Source organism: Paenibacillus sp. JL3B1040, from assembly GCF_057063165.1.
Map to the genome: position 1 here is coordinate 1451132 of NZ_CM169317.1, position 23383 is coordinate 1474514.

A 23383-nucleotide genomic window follows, 5' to 3' on the forward strand; every position below is an offset into this window, starting at 1 on the left:
ATGCAACGCTAGTGGATAAATTCACTCTATTCCGCTCAAATTGGGCGATGGTGAGGAAATAAGGCACTAGCGTTGCATTAAGTAATTTTCGTCACGATAGAATTGAATTGATATCAATAAAATGAATATTTTTACATCTTTGTTTCCTCTGGATAAACTAAAATGGCTAAGGGGGAATAGATCCACGAGTTATCCATTTTTTTTAATTTTCATTTGTCATTAGCGTACGATCAGTTTCGGCTCCATTGACTTCGTTGCCTTTTTCGGGGGCCTACCATTTCGCTTAGGTCGTCCCTTCGATGTTCGCGTTGGCTTGCGGTAGATCGCTACTAAAAAATCGTCCCATGGTTTTTCCGCATAGATTCGCATCAGTTGGAGCAGATCCCACGCTGATTTCTTACAGTTCAGAGTTAGTTTAACAAGTAAACATAACGCATAGGCGATCAAAGCAATATACATTTGGTTCCATATCGCTTCGGGCGTATAACCATGCGGTTTGACCAATCGAATATGCTGTTTGACCCACTTGAAAAACAACTCGATATGCCAGCGATTTCGGTAAACCTCAGCGATTTGGTGCGCAGACAAGTCGAAGCGATTCGTTACAAGACAATAGGTTCGCTTCTGGTCATCGCAAAACTCGATTAAGCGAAAGATCCCGGGAAAGTCCGGAAGTTTCACGTCGGCATCTCGGATGAATCCCTTCTGTCTTTTGGGCAGTTCCCTTTCTCGGATGACCGTTAGTCGGCTATTTTCCTTGACGCGGCAGACAAACTTGATTTTGTCCTTTAGCCATTTCTGAAAATGCTTATATACTTGGTAGCCGCGATCCATCACGTAAGTCGCGTCTTTGGCGATCGTAAATTCCAGAGCCACTTCATGGTCCGCGACGTCCTTGGTGGAAGCGATGATTTTGTCCGGATACATGGTTTTGGAATCCATGACAACCAAGGAAGTGTGCATCTTCACGCCATGATTCGTCTCTGAGCAGTAGCACCATTTCGCGAGAATAGGCGGCAAGGTAATCCCCGTCGAATCGATGAGTTTGAGCTTACCTATGCCAGGAGTCATCCCTTTTAAATCCTTTGTTCTTTGCTTGATTTGCTCGATGATCGAGAAAAAAAGGGTTTGAAGGTTGGCCATAGGCAGCCGCTTCATTTTCCGCGATAGCTGGGCAGCACTTATGCTTTCGAGTTTCAGCAGTTTCTGAAATTCGCGATTGGCGGCTAAATGCTCTGACATGACTTTGTAAGAACTGCGCTGGTGCAACTGAGCTTCGATAAACAAGAGCGTCGAAGCGCCGACAAATAATTTCCGAGACCGATAGTCTAAAGTTGCATCCCGGGAAGAATCCACATTTAACAGTTTCAGACATTGACAAATGACGGTTTGATTCGGTACGTTATCCATAGTCATCTCCTTATTGTTGAGGCGTTTTATGGATAACGCGTGGGTAACTCAACAATAGGAGATGTCTTCTTTTTTGTCTGCGAATTTTAATGCAACGCCTGTGGAAATAAGGTGAAAAAGTAACGCTATTGCTCGGAGATTGGGGGAAATGCGGGCAGTTGGAGTAACATAAGGTGATAAATTCACTCTATTCCGCTCAAATTGGGCGAAGGAGAGGAAATAAGGTGAAAAAGTAACGCTATTTTTTCGGTGGGGAGGCAGCCGCAGGCCCTGCCGTCATTGCCTGGCAAATCCGGGGTCGCCGCCGCTAAAAACCGAACAAACCAAAGCCGCTGAGCTCAGTCAGCGGCTTTTTTACGTCCGGACAACAACGTCTCTCTCTCCCTATCCGGCTTATATTCTCGACCGTACTTCCTGACGCATGAACAGGACGTAGGACAGGCCGAAGCAGATCATCGTGGCGGCGAGCAAGCCGGTCAGCTGCGGCCAGATCAGCAGCAGGCTTTGGCCGAGCGACAAGGGGCTGGCAATCGCCCCGACGAGCTGATCCATCGTCAGCGGCCCCAAAGCACGGACGCCGGGCGAGAGCATCGTCGTGATCGTCTCGGAGAACAGCTCCGTCGGAGACAGGCGGTTCAGCGTCAGCACGAGGTTCATCTGCCGAAGCTGCGCTTCCGGCGCGGCCATCTGCGAGACGGCCGTCGCGCTGTCGATCATATTGATGATCATGCTGTAGAAGATCGTAAAGAACAGCCAAATGGCGATGGACGATAGCGCCGACGTCGCCGCCTGCCGGAAGCGGATCGAAAACAGAATCGATAGGCACAGCCAGAAGCCGATATAGACCACCGCAATCAGCAGAAAGATGAGGATGCGGGCAAACTCCTCGGGCGTCGGCGGATAGCCGATCGTAAACAATCCAAGCCCCATCACGAGCAGGCCTAGCGAAAACACGACGACAGCGATCATGACCAAAGCGGAGACGAACTTCGCTTTGATGAAGTCATCGCGGTAAATCGGCTGCGACAGCAGGCGCCCCAGCGTTCCTTTATTCCGTTCGGAGTTAACGGCGTCGAAACCAAGCGTGATGCCGATCAGCGGTCCCAACCAGGACAGGAACGTGGCGAAGGAAGGAACCGCCAGAGCGGAACTGGTCAAGGTGTACATTTTCAGGAACAGGAACGTATCGCCCGCTCCGCCGTCAGCCCCGCTGCCGCCCGACCGAATGGCCGAGACGGCCGAATAAATCGAGCCGATGCAGGCCAGCACGATGATGCCCATCAGGATTCCGAACCGCCAACTGCTCAAATGGTCGCCGATTTCTTTCTGCACCATCACCCAAAAGGAGGAAGACGAGCGTTCCCGGGGCCGATCCGCTTCGCCGGCGGGACGCAACTCCGCCCACAGCTTGCCAGCGCGCTCCCGCCACTCGTCCAGGCGAAGCCGTTCTTTTAACGAGCGGCTGTCGGCCGTTTTGTTTGGCTGCATCATTGCTCACCCCTTCTTTCGAAATAGCGATGATAAATGTCGTCTAGCCCGTATTCCTTCCGGCGGATGTACACGAGCTCCGCATCTTCGTGAATCACGGCCTCGGCAATTTTCGCGGTAAGGTCGCGTTCGCATACCACGGTTGCGGTTACGCCCCGCTCAAGCTCGTCGTCGTCTTGATTCGGGTAGCGGATGTCGCGGACGCCTTCCAAACCGGAGATACGCCGTGCCAACTCTTCCGTCCAGCCTTTGGCGCCAACTTCGACATAGACGTTGCCGTCCGCGTCCAGCTGTTTGGACAAGGAGCGGATGTCGCCGGAGGCGATCAACCGGCCTTGGACGAATAAGCCGACGCGGTCGCAAATTTGCTGCACCTGGTGCAGGTGGTGCGAGGACAGCAGCACCGTCAACTTTTCGTCGCGGCTCAGCGAAGAGATGAGGGCGAGCAGCTCCCGCACCCCTTCGGGGTCGATCCCGAGCGTAGGCTCGTCGAGGATGATGACCTCCGGATTTTTGATCAGCACGTCGGCCAAACCCAGGCGCTGCCGCATCCCGCGAGAGAATGCCCCGACCTTTTTGCCGGCGTTGTCCACAAGTCCGGTTTTCTCCAGAAGGGCTTTGGCGCGCTGCAGGGCCTCTTGTTCCGATACGCCGTTCAGCCGTGCCGTGTAGACGAGATTATCCAGCGCCGTCCGGTCCTCATAGAACCCGACGTCATCGGGCAGGTAACCTACCTTCCGCTTGACCTTAAGGGCCTCGCGCGTCGGATCGAAACCGCAGATTCGCGCATGCCCCGAGGTCGGTTCGGTCAGCCCCAGCATCATCAGGATCGTCGTTGTTTTTCCCGCGCCGTTAGGACCGAGCAAACCGAAGATTTCCCCGCGGGCAATGCTCAAGTTCAGATGGTCGACGGCGGTGGCCTCTCCATACTTTTTCGTCAGTTGCATCAGCTCAACGACCGGACGTTCGCCGGTGGCCGATGGGGTAGAAGTCATGCCGGTTTCCGTAACCATGGATTATCTTCTCCCGTATTTCCGGAACAAGTAGTAGATGCCTCCGCAAACGGCCAGTATGATGAGAACCCCCACCCATCCCCATAATACGGACGATTTCACGGTAACCCGCAGATCGGCGTTTGCGCTTTTGTTCGCGGAGGAGGCCGTCAGGCTAACCACGTAGTCCCCCGGAAGCGATTTTTTGCTCGACTTGATCGTGGCCTGAACCTGTTTGCTTTCGCCCGGCGCAATCGTCGTGATCGACGAAGGCTCAAAGGACACTTCCCAATCCGTCGGGGCGGACGACGAGAAGGAGAGATCCTGCAGCTCGGCGGAGCCGGTATTTTGGACCGCGAAGGTCAACTTGCGTTCGGAACCCGCCCCTACGTCTGTGCTAAGCCGGTCGTCGGTTGTAGAAAATTTCATGTCGTACGTCCCGGTCACAACGGCTTCGATTTTGGCGTTGGCCGTGGTATCGCCGCTCGTTGCCGCAATCGGGATTTCGTACGTACCGGCTTTGATTTGCTCCGGCGGCTTGACTTCAATCGTAATCGTCTTCTCGGCGTTCGGCTCGACCTCAACCGAAGTCACGCTGTTGCCGTCGGCTTTAAAGCGGACGTCCCAGCCTTGCTCGGCTTGCGCGCTGAAGGCATAGGTCTGTTTTTGCGTCGTCCGGTTGCGCAGCACCGCACTGTACGTGAACGTGGAGTCGGAATGGCCTTCCATGTTGGCCTGATCCAAGGTCAGTTCGGTTTTGAAGGTGCCTTGCTCCGAAACGTTGACGACGAGCGGCAATGCGGCATCATCCGCTTTGAGGTTGAACACGTAGCGGCCTTTGTTGATTTGCAGCGGCACGTCGAGGTCGAGATTGAAGGTTTGCGTTTCGCCGGCCTTCACCGCCAACCGCGATACCTCGCGCCCGCCTGCGGTCAATTCGTAATTCCAATCCTTGCTTTGCGTCTCCAGAGAGAGGTTGGCCGAAGCGGTGCTGCCGCCATGATTGACGAGATCGATCGTATAAGACACGGATTCGCCCGGCGCCGCGGACCATTCAAGATAAGGCGTGTACAGCTCCAGCGAGCCCGCCGCCGAAGCTTTGCCGACCCCGGCTATTGCGCCGCCGAGGGCCATGACCAGAATGAGCAGCATGCACGCCGCTTTTCGATAGGTTTGAAGCATCTCTTGTTCCCCCTATGAAAATAATGATGGTTCATCAAGGGTACGCACGAAACCACGCCTTGGATTTATTCGGCCCAAAAAATTTTTGGGGGTTTTCAAGCGAATCGGTTTTTGATAAAACGGGAGATGAGAAGAGGAGAAACGTTGCGGGAGGGACAAACATGGACCTGCAAAATGAAGAGATGACCAGGCGCCTGCGCGAAATGTGCCACGGTTCGGTACAGGCATTCGACGCGTTTTACGCCTGTTATTCTCCTTTTGTCATGCAGGTGGCCGGCCGTCTGGTCGGGGAGCGGATGGAGGCCGAAGATATTTGCCATGAGGTGTTTTTGGAGGTGCTGCGGCGCGGGGAGGATTACGATCCGTCGCGCGGTTCGATCAAAGCCTGGCTGGCGGTCATGACCCGCAGCCGCAGCTTGGACCGCTTGCGGCGCAAAGCGCGGCTGCGGTATCCGGGCGACGAGGCGCTGCGCCGGGATGCGGCGGACGAAGACGGCACCGGCGAAAACGAAGCCTTGTCGCGGCTGGAGCGGGAGGCGCTCCGCACGGCGATATATACGCTGCCGGAGCCGCAAAGAAAGGCGATCATGGGCTCCTATTTCGCCCTGCAGACCCAGCGCGAAATGGCCGAAGCCTGGAGCGTGCCGATCGGTACCGTGAAGTCCTGGGTGCGCTACGGATTGAATAATCTGCGGAAGCAGCTGGAAAAACAAGGTTGGGGAGAACCGCTGGAAGGAGGGAACGAGCATGAACGATCAAGCCGGCGATAAGTATCGCAAGTTCGGTGAGCCGGACCATGAGGCCGTCTGCGTCCGGATGTATTCCGAACAGGAGTGGATCGATTGGTTGCTTGGCACGCTGTCGGCGACGAAGCGTTCGGAAATGGCGCAGCATCTGGATCACTGTGCGCTCTGCCTGAAGCGGAAATCGGATTGGGCCGCTGTTTTGGGGATTGGCGGCGAGGACGGTGCCTTGCCGGTCCTGCCGGCGATGTCGGCCGCCGGTAGGTCGGAGCAGACGCCCATTGTGTCAGCGGAGCGGATGTCGGGCTCGGGACCGAAACCGGACCCCGAACCGGGAACGCATGCCGCAACTCTTTCTGTGCAGCGCTCCGACCCGTGGGCGGACGCGGTTCCTTCCGAGCGGATTCGCCGCAGTCTGCGCCGCCGGGTAAGAGGCATCGGATGGCGACGCCGGGCGTTGCGGCTGCTGACGGTTCGTTGGAAGTGGACCGTGTCGTTGGCGGCGGCTCTCATGATATTGGCGGGCATGGGGCATGCTCTGGTCCACCTGAACCAACCCGAGGCCAGTTGGGACCGCTATGTGCAAACCTACGAGCCGGAGGCGCTGCCGGTGCTGTCCAAGCCGGATACGATCTCTTACCCGATCGCCATGGGCCGCTTGCAGCCGGAGAAAGGGATGGTATGGTACAATGCGGCCACCCGGGAAATGCTGATGCTGGTCGGCGGGCTCGTCCCGGACAAGGGCCAGACGATCCGGGTATGGATCGTGAAGGAGGGCGCGCGCGACAGCTTGGGACTGCTGAAATACAACGCCAACCGGGCGCATCTTTACGTCAAGGACCGGACGCTTAATGTCGACGACAGTCTGGAACTGACGATCGAACCGGCGTATGGCGCGCCGGAAGTCAACCGGGGACCGAATTCGATTTCGTTGGATTTGTTGGGACGGTAAGCAGGTCAAGAAACGGAGGTTCGGGGAATCTTCCGGAATCTCGCATAGGCGGTTGTTGCGGCGGGATACGTCTCGTGAAAAATAGACAAACGGCTCGTCAGGAGGGAGACAATTCTGCATGGAACGGCTAGAGTTTATCGGCACCGGGGACGCGATGGGGGTCCCCAGGGTGTATTGCGATTGCGAGGTTTGCGCGGAAGCGCGAACCTCCGGAGTGAACCGAAGGTACCGCGCTTTGGTCTCGGTCGAGGGTGAAGGCGAAAGTGAGGCCGACAGCGACGAAGGCGGCTTCCTGATCGATTGCGGACCGGATTGGCGTTCCGGCATGGAGCGGCGGGGGCAGCGATATGCGGAACATGTACTGATTACGCACGCCCACTTCGATCATATCGGGGGCTTGCCCGAATGGGCGGACGCCTGCCGCTGGCTGGAGAAACGGGGACAACTGTATGCGCCGCAGGAGGTGCTGGATACGATCCTTCGCCAGTACCCATGGCTGCGCAGTCATTTGGACCTGCACGCGGTCGGCGACGAAGGCATCGAGCTGGCGGGGTGGCGGATTCGCGCATGGAAAGTGTTTCACGGCAAAAACGGGTTTTCCTACGCCTACCGGCTGGAAAAGGACGGCTTCGCTTGGGCTTACTGCTCCGATTCGATCGATTTGCCCGAGCAACAGAAACGTCCGCTGTTCGGTCTGGATTTGCTGGTGCTGGGCACGAGCTTCTTTCATGAAACGGCGGAGTTCGCGACCCGGTCGGTGTACGATGTGAAGGAAGCGCTCGAGCTGCTGCGCGAAATCCGCCCGGCTCGGACGGTGTTTACGCATCTGTCGCACGACATCGACCTCCGCCGCGATTACGGGTTGCCGGAAGGCGTGACGTTTGCCGCGACGGGGATGAGGGTACCGCTGCAGGCGGGGGAGTGATGGGGGAGTGGTGTCCGAGAACCCGATTTTATGCAAAAAAACTAACTGAGGAAGTTCAGTTAGTTTTTTGCATTCAACACAAACTTGTCGATCACATGCTTCACGCCGTCCTCGTTGTTGCCCAATGTGACATAATCGGCAATGTCCTTCAAGGCCGGGATGGCGTTGCCCATGGCTACGCCCAGGCCGGCAGCCTCCAGCATCTCATGATCGTTCCACGAATCGCCGATGGCGATCGTTTGCGACAAGTCGCAGCCGTAATGGGCCGCCAGAAAACGCAAGGCATGGCCTTTCGTGCCTTCCGCATGCATGATTTCCAGGAAGTTCGGCTTGGACTTGGTGATATGCACGCCGTCCCCCAGCAGCTCGCGCAGCTCCGGCGCGATTTCGTCCAGGTAATCCGGTTCGTCGATGATCAGCATTTTCGGCGTCGGCTGGGCCACCAGCTTGGCAAAATCCGGCTCCACGTAATACCGCGTCCGGTTCAGCGCGGTATAGTCGATCAGCTTCTGATTCTCCTCGCGGGCGTATAGCTTGTCGTCGATGTACGTTTGCAGGTGCAGGTTGCGTTCGATGCAGTATTCGAACAGCTTGCGCGCCGCTCCCATCGGGACGTAACGCTCGTAGAGCACCTTTTCGTCCATCAGGTTTTTGACGAGCGCCCCTTGGTACGTAATGATCGGCACGTTCAGTCCGGTTTGACGGGCGATCGCTTGGGCCGACGCGTAGGCGCGGCCGGTAGCCAGGGTAACGACGACCCCTTTGGCCACCGCTTGCTCCAGCGCTTGCTGCGTTGTGGGAGTCACTTCTTTGTCGTCATTGATCAAGGTGTCATCGATGTCGATGGCAATCAGCTTATACATGGTTTCTCTCCTTTAGGAATGATCTCTCTATCCGGCGGATTTCAATTCCGCCGGCAACATGCCGCCCGATATGCACATACAGCCGAGGCAATAGCGCACAAAAACACAAGATCTCCGCAATTCAAAGCCAAGCCCCGGGTGTGGGCGAACGCCAACAGGTAGAGCCCGGCGGCGGCCAGAAATGCGCCGATCCAGGTAAAACGGGAAGTGCGATGTTTTAGCAACAGTTTGCTATTCTTCAAGGAAAACCAGTCCGATGAATTCGTCCAGCTCCAAATTGCCGAAGTAGTGCTTCACATCCGTGCCGGCGAGCGCTTCCCGTACGGCCGAATCCTCATATTTTACGCCTCTCAGTTTGTCCTCGATCTCCGCTACGTCGCCGACGCCAAAGAAATCGCCGTAAATTTTGATGTCCTGGATATGGCCGTCCTTGATATTCATGCGCAGGTCAATAATGCCGACCGGGAACTTCTTCGCGTGCTTGACATTGCTCTCCGGCGATAAACCGTAGTTCCAATCCCAGTTCTTATAGCGCTGCGCGGAAATCTCATGGATTTTCGCCCAGTCCGCTTCCGTCAATTTATACTGAGGCACCGCGTTGGGTTCCATACCGAAAATATGCCGCAGCAGCTCGGCGCGGAATTCCTCGATCGTCATTTTGCGGTCCAGGAAGTCGATGATGTTGGCGACCCGGCTGCGCACGGATTTGGTGCTTTTCGATTTGAATTTCTCCGGATTGGCATGCAGCGATGCCTGTACGTTGTCGAGGTTCAGATTGAACATTAGCGTACCGTGGCTGAACATGCGGCCGCGCGTGGCAAATTGGGCGTTGCCGGAAATCTTTTGCTCCCCGACCTGAAGGTCGTTGCGTCCGGTCAATTCCGCGTTCACGCCCAGCGATTTCAATGCCTGCACCACCGGCTCGGTAAACTTGCGGAAGTTGTGGAACGACTCGCCGTCATCCTTGGTGATGAAGCTGAAGTTCAGGTTCCCCAGGTCGTGGTACACCGCGCCGCCCCCGGAAAGCCGCCGCACGACTTGCACGCCGTTCTCCTTGACGTATTCCTGATTGATCTCCTCGATGGTGTTCTGGTGCTTGCCGATAATGATGGAAGGAGCGTTGATATAAAACAGCAAGTAGCTGTCGTCCTCCAGCGGCAAATGTCTTAAGGCGTATTCTTCGATGGCCAGATTGACGGACGCATCGGTAATGCCTTCGTTATCGATAAACAGCATGGTTCTCCATCCTCCTATTTGCGGCCGGCCGCCTGAATCTCAGGCCCCGGTATATAGTCAAACACGCATACGATTTTATTGTAAACCAATTGGTGTCGAAACCAAAGGGGGAGTAAAGCTTTTTGCCGAAAAAGAACGCCAAGTCCTTCCTTATTGACGGAAAGTGGCGGGAAACAGATAATGGGGACACCTGAACTTTTTTTGGAATGATGATGAATCAGCGCATGGTTGTATGGATACAGAAGAAAAGAGGGATCGGTCATGGAGTTGGAAGTTTACGGCCACGGCGGCGACCTGGTGACGGCCTCGGCCCGGTACGGCGTGGAGGCGGGGGAATGGACGGACTTTAGCGCGAACATCAATCCGCTGGGGCCGCCGCCGGGTCTGCTGGATGCGCTTCGGGAGGCGCTGCCGGGGATTGTGCGGTATCCGGACCCCGGGCACCGCAGGTTGATCTCGCGATTGGCATCCCGCCTTCAGGTAGAGGAGGAAACGCTGGTCGTCGGGAACGGGGCCGCGGAAAATATGGCGCTGGCGCTGCTCGGACTCGCCCCGGAGAAGGTCGGGATCGTGGAGCCCTGCTTCTCCGAATACCGGACGCTTTCGGAGCAGTTTGGCGCCCGGGTGCGGTCGGTGTTCGGAACGGCGGAGGACGCGTTTAAGGCCGCGCCGGAGGAGATCGAAGGGCTGATCCGTGAGACGGATTTGACGTTTATCGGCCAGCCCAACAATCCGAACGGAGTGCAATACGGGTTGGACGAGCTGCGGCGGTTCGCCGCGGCCGGAGAGCGGTACGGCACGTACGTGGTGGTGGATGAGGCGTTTATCGACTTTATCCCGGAACCGGAGCGCCGGACGCTGCTGCCGGAGCTTGGGGCCTATCCGCACCTTATCCTGATCCGGTCGATGACGAAGTTTTATGCGATCCCGGGCCTCCGGCTCGGCTACGCGATCGCGCATCCCGAGACGGCCCGGCGCATGCGGGACAAGCAGGTGACCTGGAGCGTCAATTCGCTGGCGCTGCTGGCGGGAGAGGTATGCCTGGGGGCGGACGCTTCGTACGAGCGGGCGACTTTGGAGCTGGTGAAGCGGCAGCGCGAACGGCTGCGGGGCGAACTGGCGCGGCACGGTTGTCATACTTGGCCGAGTGAGGTCAATTTTTTGCTCGTTCGGCTGCCGGAGCCGTGGACGGCGGAAGCGATGCAGACCGCGCTCGGGCGGCGCGGGGTGCTGGTGCGCAGCTGCGCGATGTATCCGGGGCTGACGCGGCGGGACATCCGGCTGGCGGTAAAGGACGAGGCGGCCTGCGGCAAGCTGCTGCGCGAGCTGGAAGCGGCAATGGAGTAACAATGGCGGATGAAGGGGCTTTGTTTTAGGTGAGATACGGTTAGTGGGGAGGAAGGGAAAATGACGTTGGAGATGCCTTTTATGGAGGTGCAACCGGGCGCGAGTTATGCATCGGAAGTTTGGCCCGGCTTGAAGCTGGAATACGGGGAGCGCCATTTGATGCTGGAGGCGCCGCAGGCGATGGACGGCTTGAGCAGCGCGGTGTATGGCGGCGGCTTCGGCAAGTTGCGCCGGATGGTTAACATCTACGTAGACCGCCATTACCGCTGCGACGATCCGGTGCGGGATATCGCGGATCTGCTGGGGCAGTGGGGGGACCCGGCCGAAGAAACGGCCGGGCTGCTGACGGCGGTGCCGATGCGTTACGCGGCGGTGGCGGAGGAGCGGGGCGACGATTTCGCCGTCTTCTGCTGCGCGACGGCGGGGGCGTCGAACGCCGCGCGGGCCGGCGTTCGGCGGACGACGTTCCCGGCTTCGTGGACGCCGGGAACGATCAATGTGCTGCTGGCCGTGGACGGGCGGCTGACGCCGGCGGCGATGGTGAACGCCGTGATGACGGCGACGGAGGCCAAGACGGCCGCGCTGGGCGATCTCGGCGTGACGGACGCCGAGAACGGGCTTGCGGCCACCGGCACCACGACCGACGCGGTCGCGCTGGGCGTGAGTCAGCGGGCCGACTGGCCGCTGCTGCACGCTTACGCGGGCACCGCGACGGACCTGGGCGGCACGGTGGGCCGCCTGGTGTACGCCGCCGTAGGCGCGTCGCTGCGCGCTGCGGAAGCGGGGGCGCGCGGGTGATGGCGGCGTGGTGGGTGGTGCCGGTCGCGTATGCGCTCGACCGGCTGCTCGGCGATCCGCGCTGGCTTCCCCACCCGGTGGTGGGGATGGGCAAGGCGATCGCCGCGCTCGAGGCGGCCGTCCGCCGCCTCGTCCCGCCCCGCCGCTACCGGGCGGCGGGGGTGCTGCTGCCGCTGGTCGTCGCCGGCGGCAGCTTTGCCGTGACCTGGGCGCTGCTGCGCCTGCTGGCCCAGGTCAGCCCGTGGCTGGCGGCCGCGGCAGAGGCCGCCCTCATCTGGACGACGATCGCCGCCAAAGGCTTGCGCGAGGCGGGGATGGACGTGGCCGGCCACCTGCTGCGCGGTGACCTGCCCGCCGCCCGCCGCGCGCTCGGCATGATCGTCGGACGCGACACGGCGCACCTGGATGCGCCGGAGATCACGCGCGGCGCCGTCGAGACCGTCGCCGAGAACATCGTCGACGCCGTCGTGTCGCCGCTCGTTTTTGCGCTGCTGGGCGGCGCCCCGCTGGCGATGGCGTATCGGGCGGTGAACACCCTCGATTCGATGGTCGGTTACAAGAACGACAAATACATCGATCTCGGCTGGGCTTCCGCCCGGTTGGACGATATCGCCAATTACCTCCCCGCCCGGCTGACGGCGCTGCTGCTCTACGTCGCAGCATGGGCCTTGCGGCTGGATGCCCGCGGCGCGTGGCGAATGGTGCGCCGCGATGCCGCCAAGCATCCGAGCCCGAACAGCGGCTACCCGGAGGCGGCGGTAGCCGGGGCGCTCGGGGTAAGGTTAGGCGGGGAAAATTCCTACCACGGCGTCGTTTCGTTCCGCGCCTATATGGGCGACAAAACCCGGGAGCTGGCGCCCGGGGACGTGGCGAAGACGGCGGAGCTGATGTTTTGGGCAGCGAATGCAACCGTCATTACAGGAACGGCAGCATGGATCGCGACCGTCGGCAGCTGGAGTTGGATTTAGTCGGATTCGGTCCGCTGTGTCAACAAGCGGGGCTTGAATTTTGGCTCGAGGCATTGGCCGGGAGGTGAACGAAAATGAACGCGGAATGGTGGCTGGTTCGTCATGGTCTCACGGCCTGGAACGCCGAACGCCGATATCAGGGCCACAGCGATCTGCCGCTGCTGCCGGACGAGGCGTCGAGTTTGGCAGAGCTGCGCCGGGAGCTGGCGGGGGTGAACTTCGCCGCGGTATACGCCAGCGATTTACGGCGCTGCCGGGAAACGTTGGCTTGGGCCCGTCCGGATCTGCTGGACGGCGCGCAACTGGACCCCCGTTTGCGGGAAATGAATTTCGGCCGGTGGGAAGGCCAAACGTATGAGATGCTGAAGGATGACAAGCGATACCGCGCCTGGATCGACGATCCGCAGGCTGGAACACCCCCCGGGGGCGAATCCTGGCAGGCTTTTCAAGCACGGGTATCTGAAGTAGGCGAGGAGCTTCTGAGGCAGACGATGGCGTTAGCGGGAGAGGCCCCCAACTCCAACTTTGGCTCCGGCAGCTTGGCAATCGACCCGTTGCGCAAGCCGGCGTTCCTGCCGCCAACCTTGCGATTGCATCCGCCTTCGCCGCAACCCGCTTCACAACCAACTGAGCCCGTACGTTTGCTCATCGTGACCCACGGCGGCGTGATATCGATGCTTTGCTCGCTGCTGCAGCCGGGTCTGGGTTTCTGGGACACCCGGGTTGGGCCGGGCGGCGTTCAACGTTTGTTTTTTCATGGGGAAGGCGAACCTGAGGAGGAGAAGGAGGGGCATGATGAATGAGTCCGAGATGAAGCTGAAGCTTAAGCTTGGCGTGCTGGATTTGGTTCCGAAGCTCCCGGGGACAACGGCTGAAGCGGCGCTCGAACAAACGATCCGGTTGGCGCGGCAAGCGGAAGAAAGGGGATATCTGCGCTATTGGACGGCGGAGCATCACGATATGGAGGCATTGGCCAGCGCGGCGCCGGAGGTGCTGCTGTCGGCGATTGGAGCGGCTACCCGCCGGATCCGCCTGGGGTCGGGCGCCGTATTGCTCCCGCATTACAGTCCGCTGAAGGTCGCGGAAAACTTCCGGCTGCTGGCGGCCCTGTATCCGGGGCGCGTCGATCTCGGGATCGGGAGAGCCCCCGGCGGGGAGGCGCACGCGTCGATGGCTTTAAGCGGCAATTTTCTGGAACGGGTCGGGCGTTATTCGCAACTGGCCAAGGAGCTTTCCGACCTGCTTGCGGATCGTTATCGCTACGAGGATCATCCCGTAACCGCAAGGCCGGTTCCCCAGCTTCCGCCTGAACTATGGATGCTCGGCACCAATGTCAAAAGCGCGGGTTATGCGGCCGAACTCGGAACGGGGTACGTCTTCGGCCAATTTATGAGCGACAGTGACGGAACTGAAGTCCTGCGGGCCTACCGCGAAACCTTCCGCCCCTCCGTTCACCGAGCCGAGCCCTCCGCCATGCTTGCCGTCAGCGTGATTTGCGCGGAGACCGAAGCCCGGGCGGAGGTTTTGGCGGCGCAGGCGGCGGAGGGATTCCGCGCCCGCGGAGGGGCGCCTTTTCAAGGGTTTTCCGGGACAGCCAAGCAAGTCCTAGAACAATTGGGAAACCTGCAACAGAAGTGCCGCAACGACGAGTTCCTGATCGTATCGCTGATCCCCGATTACGAGGAACGGTTGCTCTCCTATCAACTTCTGGCTGAAGCGTCCCGCGTTGAAATGTTGTAAATTTTACAACATTTTCCCCTGGTCTTCAGGGGTTCTGGCCATAATGTTGCAGAAAGTGCAGCATTTTTGCGGGGGAGGGCCCATAATACTGTGAATTGCTGTACGAAATACAGCATTTTGCGGTTGGCAGCTCCCCCATGGGCCCAAAATGTTGTATAAAATACAATATGAGTTCGGCACCAAAACATCAAACGCACCAAACGGTCTCACGAAAGAAGCACCTACTCTAAAGCGCTTATTGCTGATTATGCCACCACACTATTTTAATCCCCTGTAACAGAAGCAGGGGGCGCATCTGTCGCTCGACCGGCCTTCAATCCGGAAGCGAGCAGCAGGACCAAAAATCCCCCGGCGACGCCCCACAAACGAAGGCGTTCGAGCCGACCGCGTCCAGTCCTCCGAAATACATCACTTCCCGCAGCCCTCCTGCCGCAAACTGCAGCGGCGTCCGCGAATGAGCTTCGGCTTATGGATTTTATCACCGCAGCGTTTCATTGAATGAGGTTTTAAAATAGGCTTAGAACTTGGTTTATGGGGCATTAAAGATTAGATTGACATATCGCAAAATGTAGATATAATACAAGACATGGATCCAATTGAAGTGTTCAAGGCGTTGTCTAACGAGTCGAGGTTACAGATTTTGCAGTGGCTGAAGGAGCCCGAAAAATATTTTGTGCCCCATGAAGGAGTGGATATGAGGGAAATCGGGGTGTGTGTCAGTCAAGTGACGGATAAGTTGAACATGACACAGTCGACAGCGTCGCAGTATTTGTCCATTCTGCAACGGGCCGGACTGATTCGAACCGAGCGAATCGGCAAATATACGTACTACAAACGCAACGAAGAGAAAATAAGCGAATTAGCTGATTTCTTAAATCAGAAACTCTAGTCTGAACTGAATACCTCAAACGTATTCAGTTTTTTTTGGCCCAACAGATCGACATATTGCGATATATGAATTTATCAAAAGGATCCTCATGTCGGTAACGATTCATACAACAAAAAGAAGGAGAAGTGAACGTATTGTCTAGCACGTGGAAAGTCTATTTATTGGCATTAGTTACTTTTTTGGTGGGTACTTCCGAGTACGTTATTTCCGGCATCTTGGATAAGATCTCGGATACCCTGGGGATTTCCGTTACTTCCGCGGGGCAGTTGGTCACGATTTTTTCTTTTGTGTACGCCATTGGCACCCCGATCCTGATGGCGTTGACTGCCAAGGTGGAAAGACAAAAACTGCTGGTTTGGGCGCTGGGGATCTTCGTGATCGGGAATATCCTGTCTTTCGTTTTACCTGGCTATGCCTCGTTTCTCGCAGCTCGCGTCATCATGGCTCTGGGCGCGGGAATGGTTGTGGTAACCGCATTGGACATCGCTGCGAAAATTGCCGCCCCCGGCAAACAAGCCAGCGCGATTGCTACCGTGGTGATGGGCTTTACGGCCTCCTTGATTATCGGCGTGCCTCTTGGACGTATCGTTGCAGCACAACTCGGATGGAAATCGGTTTTTGGTATATTGGCACTGGCCGGTCTGGTGGTTATGTTCGTTCTGTACGCCATCATCCCCCGAGTTCAAGGGGATAAACCGATGCCGTTGTCCAAGCAGCTTGCCTTCTTGAAAAACGGCAACGTAGCGCTGGGGCTTGCGATTACCTTTTTCTGGCTCGGCGGATACTCGATCGCCTACACCTACATTTCACCGTATCTGCTAGATGTTGCCGGATTGAAGGAAGGGATATTGAGCGGAGTGCTGTTGGCTTTCGGCATCGCCAGCCTGCTCGGATCCAAATTCGGCGGTTTCAGCGCGGATAAATGGGGGGTGTTCCCGACACTGTCAGGGGGATTGCTCTTGCACGTCATCGCGCTGCTTCTCCTCTCTCTATCCGTTGCCTATACGCACTCGTGGCAGCTGATTGTCATCCTCCTGATCTTGTGGTCGTTTGCGGCTTGGTCCTCCGGTCCAACGCAACAAGTCAATCTGGTTCGGATTGAACCGAATTATTCTGGAATCATGCTGAGCCTGAACCAATCCATGATGCAGTTGTCCATGGCTGCGGGGGCTGCAATCGGCGGCGTCATGATCGAACGGGTGTCTCTGCCATCCATTACCTGGGTCGGGATGGTTGGTGTCGCTATTGCGATCGTGGTGGCGTCATTCTTGAGAATGCGAATGAGCGCCGGCAGGGAAGGTATCGGAGAAATGAAATGAAGCTGCACCTGATTGCAAACGACTGTCATGCATCATCTTCCGGTTTTCGGAAGATGATGCATGACAACTAAACGACACGAGGAGCCCCGCCCCCTTCATTCCCAAATCCAAGGAAACAGAGGAAATTCTACATACCTAAAAAAAACCAACCGGATCCCTGAAGTTCGCGCCTTGTTGAAAGCGCTTAAAGGCATAATAATGGTTTTATCCTAAACACAGGGGGCATGATTCAATGTTCAATAAGAAGCATTGGAAGAGAACATCCGCCATCGCTTTAACCGCCGCGTTGGTGCTGAGTTTGTCGGCGTGCGGAGGCGGCGGGGCGAAGAACGACGCGGCGGCGAACGAGCCGGCCGGCAACGGGGCAACGAGCGGGAGCGGCGGCGAGAAAATCACCATCACGTTCCAAAATATTTACCCGGACCCGGCAACCCCGTCCTATAAAACGATCCATGCGCTGGTCGAAGAGTATGAAGCGGCGCATCCCAACATCCATATCGAGCTCGACACGCTGAATACCGACCAGCAGAAAATCAAGCTAAAAACGCAAGCAGCCTCCAAAGAGGTTCCGGATATTACGATCGTGAATCCGGCGGCGCAAATGAAACCGTTCGTGGACGCCGGCCTGCTGGCGCCGCTGAACGACATGTTGGATCAAAACGGCCTGAAGGACACGTACCAAGCGGGCCTGCTTGATTACTACAGCTTTGACGGCAACGTGTATGCTCTGCCGGACGGCAACAACATCGAGGTGGTTTATTACAATAAGGAATTGTTCGAGCAAGCCGGCATCACCCAAACGCCGGAAACGTTCGACGAATTCCTGGCCGATGTGAAGATTTTTAAAGAAAAAGGCATCACGCCGCTGGCGATCGGGGAGAAGGACTCCTGGACCGGTTCGTTCCTGTTCATGAACATCCTGCTTCGCACCAATGGCGGCCCGGGCTTTCTGCAAGACGTGATGGACGGCAAGAAGACGTTTGAGGACCCGGCCTTCATCGAAGCCGTCGACAGCTTCCAGGAGCTGGTGCAAGCCGGCGCGTTCCCGGACGGCGCAACGTCGATCGACGCAACGGCAGGCGGCAACATCTTCAAATCCGGCCAAGCGGCCATGTGGGTCATCGGCTCCTGGGAGACGGGGGCGATCGACGCTTCGTCCGTTGCGGGCAAAGTCGGCGCGTTCCCATTCCCGACGGTGAACGGCAAAGGCGATCCGAACGAGTTCATGCTGGCGCCCGGCAGCGCGTTTGCGGTGTCGGCGAACAGCGAACATCTGCAGGAGACGAAGGACTTCCTGAACTTCTTCACCCTGAACTTCCCGAAGAAGCAGTTTGAGAACAAAAACGCCGTAGGCCTCGGTCAAAAAGTCGACGGCGACCTGAAAGCGGCCGGCTACTCCGACCTTGCCATCAATGTGGCCGAATTGTTCAACCAAGTGAAGGGCGGCGACCTGGCGTTCGATAATACGATGAATCCGGCAACGGCGCAAGTCCACCTGAGCAGCATTCAAAACCTGTTCGTTCAAAAAGTGGATTCCGTCCAAGTGGCCAAGGAGCATCAAACCGCCTTTGAAGCCAACAAGCAGTAAGCATAAACCCCGAACCGTGTACCTGATATTCTAAAAAAATTACCTTTCCATCGATGCGAAGTAGCCTTTGGAGCATTCGTGCCGGAGCGCTTCTTCGCATCGCATTTCTATTGGGGGGCGTCAGAGATGAAAGTACTGAAGGTGCCCGCACGCACAATAGCCGTCTTCGTATTGCCTTGTCTGTTGTTGTATGTGTGCCTGGTGTTCGTTCCGATCCTCGTTTCGTTCGGGACCAGCTTATTGAACTGGGACGGGATCACCACCGCGAAATTTACGGGGTTGGCCAACTTCCGCGAGATGTTCTGGAACGATCCGGTCTTCTGGCCGTCGGTCCGGCGAACGCTGCTTTACGCGGTGGCCTCCATGCTGGAGATTCCGCTTTGCCTGTTTTTTGCGATTTTGCTCAGCCGTTATGTGAAAAAGGGAACTACGCTGGCGTCGATTTATTTTACGCCGGTGATTTTATCGGTCGTCATTATCGGACAGCTCTGGAAAACGATCTACAACCCGACCTCGATGGGCGGGATGCTGAACGGCGTGCTCATCGCCCTCGGGCTGGACAGCTGGACGCATAACTGGCTGACCGAACCGAAGATCGCCATGTACAGCTTGTATCTCGTGTCGCTGTGGCAGTATTTCGGCTACCACCTGCTGATCCAATACACCGGGGTGCAGAACATTCCGGACGAGATTTATGAAGCCGCGAAAATCGACGGGGCGGAAGGCTTCAAAGCGGACCGTTACATCACGATGCCGCTGATCGTCCCGATTTTTAAAATATCGATCGTCCTGGCGTTTATCGGCTCCCTGCAGGCGTTCGACCTCGTCATGGTCATGACGGCCGGCGGCCCGGCGCACGCCACCGATGTCATCTCCACGCATATGTACAACAGCTCGTTCCTGTCCTTGAAATACGGGTACGGCAGCGCCATCGCCACGTTCCTGGTCCTGTTGTGCCTGATATGCACGGCGATCATCAATTTCATCTTCAACAAGCTCGAGCAAAAATACAGCTAGCCAAGGAGGGCGAGGGTTCATGCGCAAATTCAAAAAGGGAATCGTGTACCTGTTGTTTGCGATTCCGGTGGTAACTCAGCTGTACCCGCTGTTGTGGCTGCTGCTGTATTCCTTGAAGACGAATGAGGAGATCATGGGCGGAAGCTTCTTCGCCCTGCCGAAGGAACTGCAGTGGCATAATTACAAAGACGCTTACGAGTCCGGCAGCTATTTGAAATATTTATCGAACAGCGTAATGGTCACCGCGATCACCATGCTCTGCGTGATCCTCCTCAGCTCGATGGTGGCTTACGCGATCTCGCGGTTCCGCTGGAAGTACGGCGGTTTGGTGATGACCGTCTTTCTGATGGGCATGATGATCCCGATGCAGGCTACGTTGCTGCCGCTGATGGTGATTTTCAAAAACGTCGATATTCTGAACACACACCTGTCGCTCATTTTGCCGTATATCGCTTTTTCCACGCCGATTGCCGTCTTTATTCTCAGCGGGTTCATGAAGAGCATCCCGTCGGAAATCGAGGAGTCGGCCTTTATCGACGGGGCGAGCATTTACCGAATCTTCCGCAGCATCATCATTCCGGTGTCCGTGCCGCCGATGATGACGGTGTGCATCTTGACCTTTATCACGATTTGGAACGAATACATTTTGGCCGCGACGTTCATTTCGTCCGAGAAGCTGAAGACCCTGCCGTTCGGGGTATATACGTTCGTCAGCCAGTACTCCGTCAACTACGGGGCGATCGGCGCCTTCCTCGTCATGGGCGCGCTGCCGGTCATTTTGATCTATTTCTTCCTGTCGAACCAAATCACGAAAGGGATGGTGGCGGGAGCCGTCAAAGGTTAAGGGGTTATCTTGCAAAATAGGGACGCGGACTTATAATGAAGGAGCAGCAGGACACGAGGATGGAGGGGAGAACCGTTGCGAAACAGCTTTCATTCCATAAACCATCGGCTGTTTTTGCTGTTTCTTTTTTGCATGTCGGGCATTGTGCTGATCGTCAGCTTGCTTTACTACAACCGGACCACGGCGCAATATCACGAGAAAATCAGCGACCTGTCGCAAAAAAACGTGGCCCAGACCGCGGGGCTGTTCAGCCTGCTGTACGAAGGGTACGACAGCTTGTCCAAGTCGATCACCAACAATTTCGAAATGATCCGCCTGCTGAACGAGAAAACCGACGAGCCGGCGGTGGCTTATATCAATGAGCAGTCGATTACGAACATCATCGGCGCGATTTTTTACTCGCGCGACGATCTGGTAGGCATCCATGTCATCACCAACCGGGGAAAAATCTACAATTACGGCAACTCGATGAATGTGCTCGATCCGGCTTATCCCCAAGAAAGCTGGTACCGCCAGCTTCGCGAGTCGTCGGGGAAAATGGTGTGGCTGGGCGTTTATGCCCACTCGCTGATCGATAGGAACGAAGACAGTCCGGTGTTTGCGTTCGGCCGGCAAATCTACGATTTGAACGAGCATAAGCCGATCGGCATCGTCCTTTACGAGGTGAACCCGGAGCCCGTGCTGGACGCTCTGGATAATTTGAAGCTTGGGGAGCACAGCCAGGTGTATCTGATCAACCGGCAGGGCCAAGTCGTCTCGTCGCTAACCGAACCCGCTCCGGTGCTGCCCGATCTCCCCAAGCTGGACGCTTCCCGCGATTTGCTGGTGGAGCAGAAGGATTCCGGCATTACCGTCGCTTCCCGGCTGCCTTTCTCCGACTGGTCGGTCGTCAGCGTGACGCCGCGCCAGGATTTGAACGTCGAGCTAATGGAAACCAAACGTTATCTGCTGATCGTTATATCGATCCTGATCATCGTCTCCGCCGTCGTGGCCAGCCTCGTGTCGCGGACGATCGCCAATCCGCTGAAGAAGCTGATCCGCGAGATGAGGCAGGTCGAGGTCGGGAATTTCCGCGGGATGGTGAACGTCTCTTCTTACCAGGAGATCAACATTCTCGTCGCTTCGTTTAACCGAATGGTCAGCCGGATCGAGGAGCTGATCGAGCGGGTCAAAATTTCCTCGGTCAGCGAGAAGAACGCCGAGCTGCACGCGCTGCAGTCGCAGGTGAACCCGCATTTTTTGTATAACACGCTGGACATGATTTACTGGATGCTCGACGAGCAGGAGAATGACCGCCTTGGCGAGCTTGTCTTATCGTTGTCTTCGATGTTCCGCTACAGCAGCGAATGGAAGGACGGGGCGAAGGTCACGCTGCGCGAGGAGCTGGAGCAGATCCACCACTATTTGACGATCATCTTGATCCGGCTGGAGGGCCGGCTGCGGGTGGAAACGGCCGTCGACGAACGCTGGCTGGACATCCGGCTGCCGAAAATGACCTTGCAGCCGATCATCGAAAACGCCGTGAAATACGGGCTCGAATCCCTGAAGCGTCAAGGCGTGCTGAAGCTGTATACGCAGGAGGCCGGGGGTGTGCTGAGAATCGTCGTGGAGGACAACGGCAACGGGATGGAGGCCGAGCGGCTGTCCTGGTTGAAGCAGGCGTTGAACCGGCAAATCCCGAAGGAATCCGGTACGGGCGGCAGCGGCATCGGACTGCAAAACCTGCACCGACGGCTGCGGCACATGTTCGGCGAACGTTACGGTTTGGAGATCGAGAGCATTCCCGATGAAGGAACCAAGGTGGCTGTCGTGCTGCCGCTTCCCATGGAAGGAGACGTTTCGAAGTGAATATTCTGATTGCCGACGACGAACGGGCGATTCGCGAAGGGATCAAACGGACGATTAAACGGATGTATCCGGAAACTGCGGTGGATCTGGCGACCGGGGCGGAAGATGCGGTTAAGCTGATGAGCGAGCGGCGATTCGACATTGTGCTGACCGATATTTTGATGCCGGGGATGGACGGTCTGGAATTCATGCGCATCTCCAAACGCAAGTTTCCCCACGTCAAGTGGGTGGTCATCTCGGCCCACAGCGAATTCGCTTATGCCCAGGAAGCGGTGCGGCTCGGGGCCCGCGATTATCTGCTGAAGCCGATCGGGAAAAACCGGCTGCAGGAAATCATCGGTGCTCTGGCGGTGGAAATCCGCGAGGAAAGCGAGCTTATGAAGGATGAGGAGCTCTTGAAGGCCAATTTGAAGTACTTGCGCGAAGGCGTGTTTCAGCGGCTGGCCTCGGGACTGGATATCGGCAATCTGGACCTGGCTCCGTTTATGGAGGACTATCTCAGCTTTTATCTGATGATGGTCCGGATGGATGCCGGGGACAAAAGCGTGCGGCTGGAGCATTTCATCGTGGAGAACGTGCTGTTCGAACTGATCGAGCGCCACGGCCGCGGATTTGTCGTCAGCTATGACCGTCAAAGTCTGCTGGGGTTGATTGCGCCGCGGGAGCCGGAACGGATCGGCCAGTTTCAGGAAGAGGTGAAGGCGCATATGAAGCATTATTTGAAAGTGCCTTTCCAGATCTTCCATTCGGGTCCGAACGACGATTTCAAGGCGGTTCCGCAGGTGGTCATGCGCATGAAGCAGGCGTGCGACTCGCCGGTCGCCCTCCTGGATCCGCCCAAGGGCAGCGGGGAGAGGGCGATCGACGTCGCTTTGCAGTACATCCGGGAGCACTACAACGAGGTAGACCTTTCCTTGGAAAAAGTCGCGTCCGTCGTCTATCTGAACCCGGCCTATTTCAGCCAGCTGTTCAAGCAGAAGGTCGGTCTGGGCTACAAGGAGTACGTCACCTCGCTCCGCCTGGAGCAAGCGAAGCAGCTGCTGCTGAACCCGAAGCTGAAGGTTGCGGAGATCGCCGAATACCTCGGCTATCAGGACATCCGCCATTTCGCGCAGATGTTCCGCAAGAAATATCACGTAACGCCCAACGAATACCGCCAGCAGCAGAACATCAATATCCTGATGGCCAGCGGCGGCAAGACGGAGTAGTTCTTCTTCATTGACAGGAACATATG

The 23383-nt window shown here is 57.1% G+C and carries 21 protein-coding genes; 15 read left to right on the forward strand and 6 right to left on the reverse strand.

Annotation, left to right across the window (positions count from 1 at the left end; translation table 11 throughout):
* Positions 1-219: 219 nt before the first annotated feature.
* The 4 genes from ACZF99_RS06360 to ACZF99_RS06375 form a co-directional block, all read right to left on the reverse strand.
* Positions 220-1410: an IS4 family transposase gene (locus ACZF99_RS06360; RefSeq protein WP_483610034.1), complete on the reverse strand. Its 1191-nt coding sequence runs from the start codon at positions 1408-1410 to the stop codon at positions 220-222.
* 393 nt (positions 1411-1803) lie between these two features.
* Entirely contained in the window at positions 1804-2901 is a 1098-nt protein-coding gene (locus tag ACZF99_RS06365) for an ABC transporter permease (protein WP_483610036.1), read from the reverse strand.
* Positions 2898-3911, reverse strand: a complete 1014-nt coding sequence (locus ACZF99_RS06370; protein ID WP_483610038.1) for an ABC transporter ATP-binding protein — start codon at positions 3909-3911, stop codon at positions 2898-2900. The genes ACZF99_RS06365 and ACZF99_RS06370 overlap by 4 nt, the downstream gene beginning before the upstream one ends.
* A 3-nt stretch (positions 3912-3914) precedes the next feature.
* Positions 3915-5072, reverse strand: coding sequence for a COG1470 family protein (locus ACZF99_RS06375; RefSeq protein WP_483610040.1), 1158 nt, complete (start codon positions 5070-5072; stop codon positions 3915-3917).
* A gap of 161 nt (positions 5073-5233) precedes the next feature.
* Here ACZF99_RS06375 and ACZF99_RS06380 point away from each other — a divergent pair, with 161 nt between their 5' ends.
* From ACZF99_RS06380 to ACZF99_RS06390, 3 genes are all read left to right on the forward strand, one after another.
* A complete protein-coding gene (locus ACZF99_RS06380) occupies positions 5234-5842 on the forward strand; it encodes an RNA polymerase sigma factor (protein WP_483610042.1) in 609 nt (202 codons plus the stop codon).
* A complete protein-coding gene (locus ACZF99_RS06385) occupies positions 5820-6767 on the forward strand; it encodes an anti-sigma factor (protein WP_483610044.1) in 948 nt (315 codons plus the stop codon). The genes ACZF99_RS06380 and ACZF99_RS06385 overlap by 23 nt, the downstream gene beginning before the upstream one ends.
* A gap of 118 nt (positions 6768-6885) precedes the next feature.
* Positions 6886-7692, forward strand: coding sequence for an MBL fold metallo-hydrolase (locus ACZF99_RS06390; protein WP_483610046.1), 807 nt, complete (start codon positions 6886-6888; stop codon positions 7690-7692).
* A gap of 59 nt (positions 7693-7751) precedes the next feature.
* On the opposite strand, the gene ACZF99_RS06395 is transcribed toward ACZF99_RS06390, so the two are convergent.
* Both ACZF99_RS06395 and lplA read right to left on the reverse strand, forming a co-directional pair.
* The gene (locus tag ACZF99_RS06395; RefSeq protein ID WP_483610048.1) at positions 7752-8555 is read right to left on the reverse strand and encodes a Cof-type HAD-IIB family hydrolase; all 804 of its coding nucleotides are present in this window, start codon (positions 8553-8555) and stop codon (positions 7752-7754) included.
* Positions 8556-8786: 231 nt separating this feature from the next.
* Positions 8787-9791: a lipoate--protein ligase gene (lplA, locus tag ACZF99_RS06400; RefSeq protein WP_483610050.1), complete on the reverse strand. Its 1005-nt coding sequence runs from the start codon at positions 9789-9791 to the stop codon at positions 8787-8789.
* Between the two features lie 261 nt (positions 9792-10052).
* Here lplA and cobD point away from each other — a divergent pair, with 261 nt between their 5' ends.
* From cobD to ACZF99_RS06460, 12 genes are all read left to right on the forward strand, one after another.
* Entirely contained in the window at positions 10053-11138 is a 1086-nt protein-coding gene (cobD, locus tag ACZF99_RS06405) for a threonine-phosphate decarboxylase CobD (protein WP_483610052.1), read from the forward strand.
* Between the two features lie 60 nt (positions 11139-11198).
* On the forward strand, positions 11199-11936 hold the full coding sequence (locus tag ACZF99_RS06410; RefSeq protein WP_483610054.1) for an adenosylcobinamide amidohydrolase: 738 nt from the start codon (positions 11199-11201) through the stop codon (positions 11934-11936).
* Positions 11936-12904 carry an adenosylcobinamide-phosphate synthase CbiB gene (cbiB, locus tag ACZF99_RS06415; RefSeq protein ID WP_483610056.1) on the forward strand — a complete coding sequence of 323 codons (969 nt, stop codon included), beginning with the start codon at positions 11936-11938 and terminating at the stop codon, positions 12902-12904. The genes ACZF99_RS06410 and cbiB overlap by 1 nt, the downstream gene beginning before the upstream one ends.
* Positions 12905-12978: 74 nt before the next feature.
* Positions 12979-13707, forward strand: coding sequence for a histidine phosphatase family protein (locus tag ACZF99_RS06420; RefSeq protein ID WP_483610058.1), 729 nt, complete (start codon positions 12979-12981; stop codon positions 13705-13707).
* Positions 13697-14644, forward strand: a complete 948-nt coding sequence (locus ACZF99_RS06425) for an MsnO8 family LLM class oxidoreductase (protein ID WP_483610060.1) — start codon at positions 13697-13699, stop codon at positions 14642-14644. The genes ACZF99_RS06420 and ACZF99_RS06425 overlap by 11 nt, the downstream gene beginning before the upstream one ends.
* Positions 14645-15230: 586 nt before the next feature.
* Complete coding sequence (locus ACZF99_RS06430) at positions 15231-15533, forward strand: ArsR/SmtB family transcription factor (RefSeq protein WP_483610062.1); 303 nt, start codon at positions 15231-15233, stop codon at positions 15531-15533.
* Between the two features lie 134 nt (positions 15534-15667).
* Entirely contained in the window at positions 15668-16852 is a 1185-nt protein-coding gene (locus ACZF99_RS06435; protein WP_483610064.1) for an MFS transporter, read from the forward strand.
* 232 nt (positions 16853-17084) lie between these two features.
* Positions 17085-18440 (forward strand): extracellular solute-binding protein, encoded by a 1356-nt coding sequence (locus ACZF99_RS06440; protein WP_483610066.1) that lies wholly within the window; start codon positions 17085-17087, stop codon positions 18438-18440.
* Between the two features lie 126 nt (positions 18441-18566).
* On the forward strand, positions 18567-19457 hold the full coding sequence (locus tag ACZF99_RS06445; protein ID WP_483610068.1) for a carbohydrate ABC transporter permease: 891 nt from the start codon (positions 18567-18569) through the stop codon (positions 19455-19457).
* A gap of 19 nt (positions 19458-19476) precedes the next feature.
* Entirely contained in the window at positions 19477-20301 is an 825-nt protein-coding gene (locus tag ACZF99_RS06450; protein ID WP_483610070.1) for a carbohydrate ABC transporter permease, read from the forward strand.
* Positions 20302-20376: 75 nt separating this feature from the next.
* Positions 20377-22149: a cache domain-containing sensor histidine kinase gene (locus ACZF99_RS06455; protein WP_483610072.1), complete on the forward strand. Its 1773-nt coding sequence runs from the start codon at positions 20377-20379 to the stop codon at positions 22147-22149.
* Positions 22146-23357: a response regulator gene (locus tag ACZF99_RS06460; RefSeq protein WP_483610074.1), complete on the forward strand. Its 1212-nt coding sequence runs from the start codon at positions 22146-22148 to the stop codon at positions 23355-23357. The genes ACZF99_RS06455 and ACZF99_RS06460 overlap by 4 nt, the downstream gene beginning before the upstream one ends.
* Positions 23358-23383: the final 26 nt, after the last annotated feature.

What these genes read in the sequence shown, in the direction of transcription:
- ACZF99_RS06430 (WP_483610062.1), top strand. Translation starts at nt 15,231, where the DNA reads ATGGATCCAATTGAAGTGTTCAAGGCGTTGTCTAACGAGTCGAGGTTA.
- ACZF99_RS06360 (WP_483610034.1), bottom strand. Translation starts at nt 1,410, where the DNA reads ATGGATAACGTACCGAATCAAACCGTCATTTGTCAATGTCTGAAACTG.
- ACZF99_RS06375 (WP_483610040.1), bottom strand. Translation starts at nt 5,072, where the DNA reads ATGCTTCAAACCTATCGAAAAGCGGCGTGCATGCTGCTCATTCTGGTC.
- ACZF99_RS06395 (WP_483610048.1), bottom strand. Translation starts at nt 8,555, where the DNA reads ATGTATAAGCTGATTGCCATCGACATCGATGACACCTTGATCAATGAC.
- ACZF99_RS06370 (WP_483610038.1), bottom strand. Translation starts at nt 3,911, where the DNA reads ATGGTTACGGAAACCGGCATGACTTCTACCCCATCGGCCACCGGCGAA.
- ACZF99_RS06385 (WP_483610044.1), top strand. Translation starts at nt 5,820, where the DNA reads ATGAACGATCAAGCCGGCGATAAGTATCGCAAGTTCGGTGAGCCGGAC.
- ACZF99_RS06390 (WP_483610046.1), top strand. Translation starts at nt 6,886, where the DNA reads ATGGAACGGCTAGAGTTTATCGGCACCGGGGACGCGATGGGGGTCCCC.
- ACZF99_RS06380 (WP_483610042.1), top strand. Translation starts at nt 5,234, where the DNA reads ATGGACCTGCAAAATGAAGAGATGACCAGGCGCCTGCGCGAAATGTGC.
- ACZF99_RS06410 (WP_483610054.1), top strand. Translation starts at nt 11,199, where the DNA reads ATGACGTTGGAGATGCCTTTTATGGAGGTGCAACCGGGCGCGAGTTAT.
- ACZF99_RS06445 (WP_483610068.1), top strand. Translation starts at nt 18,567, where the DNA reads ATGAAAGTACTGAAGGTGCCCGCACGCACAATAGCCGTCTTCGTATTG.
- ACZF99_RS06425 (WP_483610060.1), top strand. Translation starts at nt 13,697, where the DNA reads ATGATGAATGAGTCCGAGATGAAGCTGAAGCTTAAGCTTGGCGTGCTG.
- cbiB (WP_483610056.1), top strand. Translation starts at nt 11,936, where the DNA reads ATGGCGGCGTGGTGGGTGGTGCCGGTCGCGTATGCGCTCGACCGGCTG.
- ACZF99_RS06440 (WP_483610066.1), top strand. Translation starts at nt 17,085, where the DNA reads ATGTTCAATAAGAAGCATTGGAAGAGAACATCCGCCATCGCTTTAACC.
- ACZF99_RS06365 (WP_483610036.1), bottom strand. Translation starts at nt 2,901, where the DNA reads ATGATGCAGCCAAACAAAACGGCCGACAGCCGCTCGTTAAAAGAACGG.
- ACZF99_RS06450 (WP_483610070.1), top strand. Translation starts at nt 19,477, where the DNA reads ATGCGCAAATTCAAAAAGGGAATCGTGTACCTGTTGTTTGCGATTCCG.
- ACZF99_RS06420 (WP_483610058.1), top strand. Translation starts at nt 12,979, where the DNA reads ATGAACGCGGAATGGTGGCTGGTTCGTCATGGTCTCACGGCCTGGAAC.
- lplA (WP_483610050.1), bottom strand. Translation starts at nt 9,791, where the DNA reads ATGCTGTTTATCGATAACGAAGGCATTACCGATGCGTCCGTCAATCTG.
- cobD (WP_483610052.1), top strand. Translation starts at nt 10,053, where the DNA reads ATGGAGTTGGAAGTTTACGGCCACGGCGGCGACCTGGTGACGGCCTCG.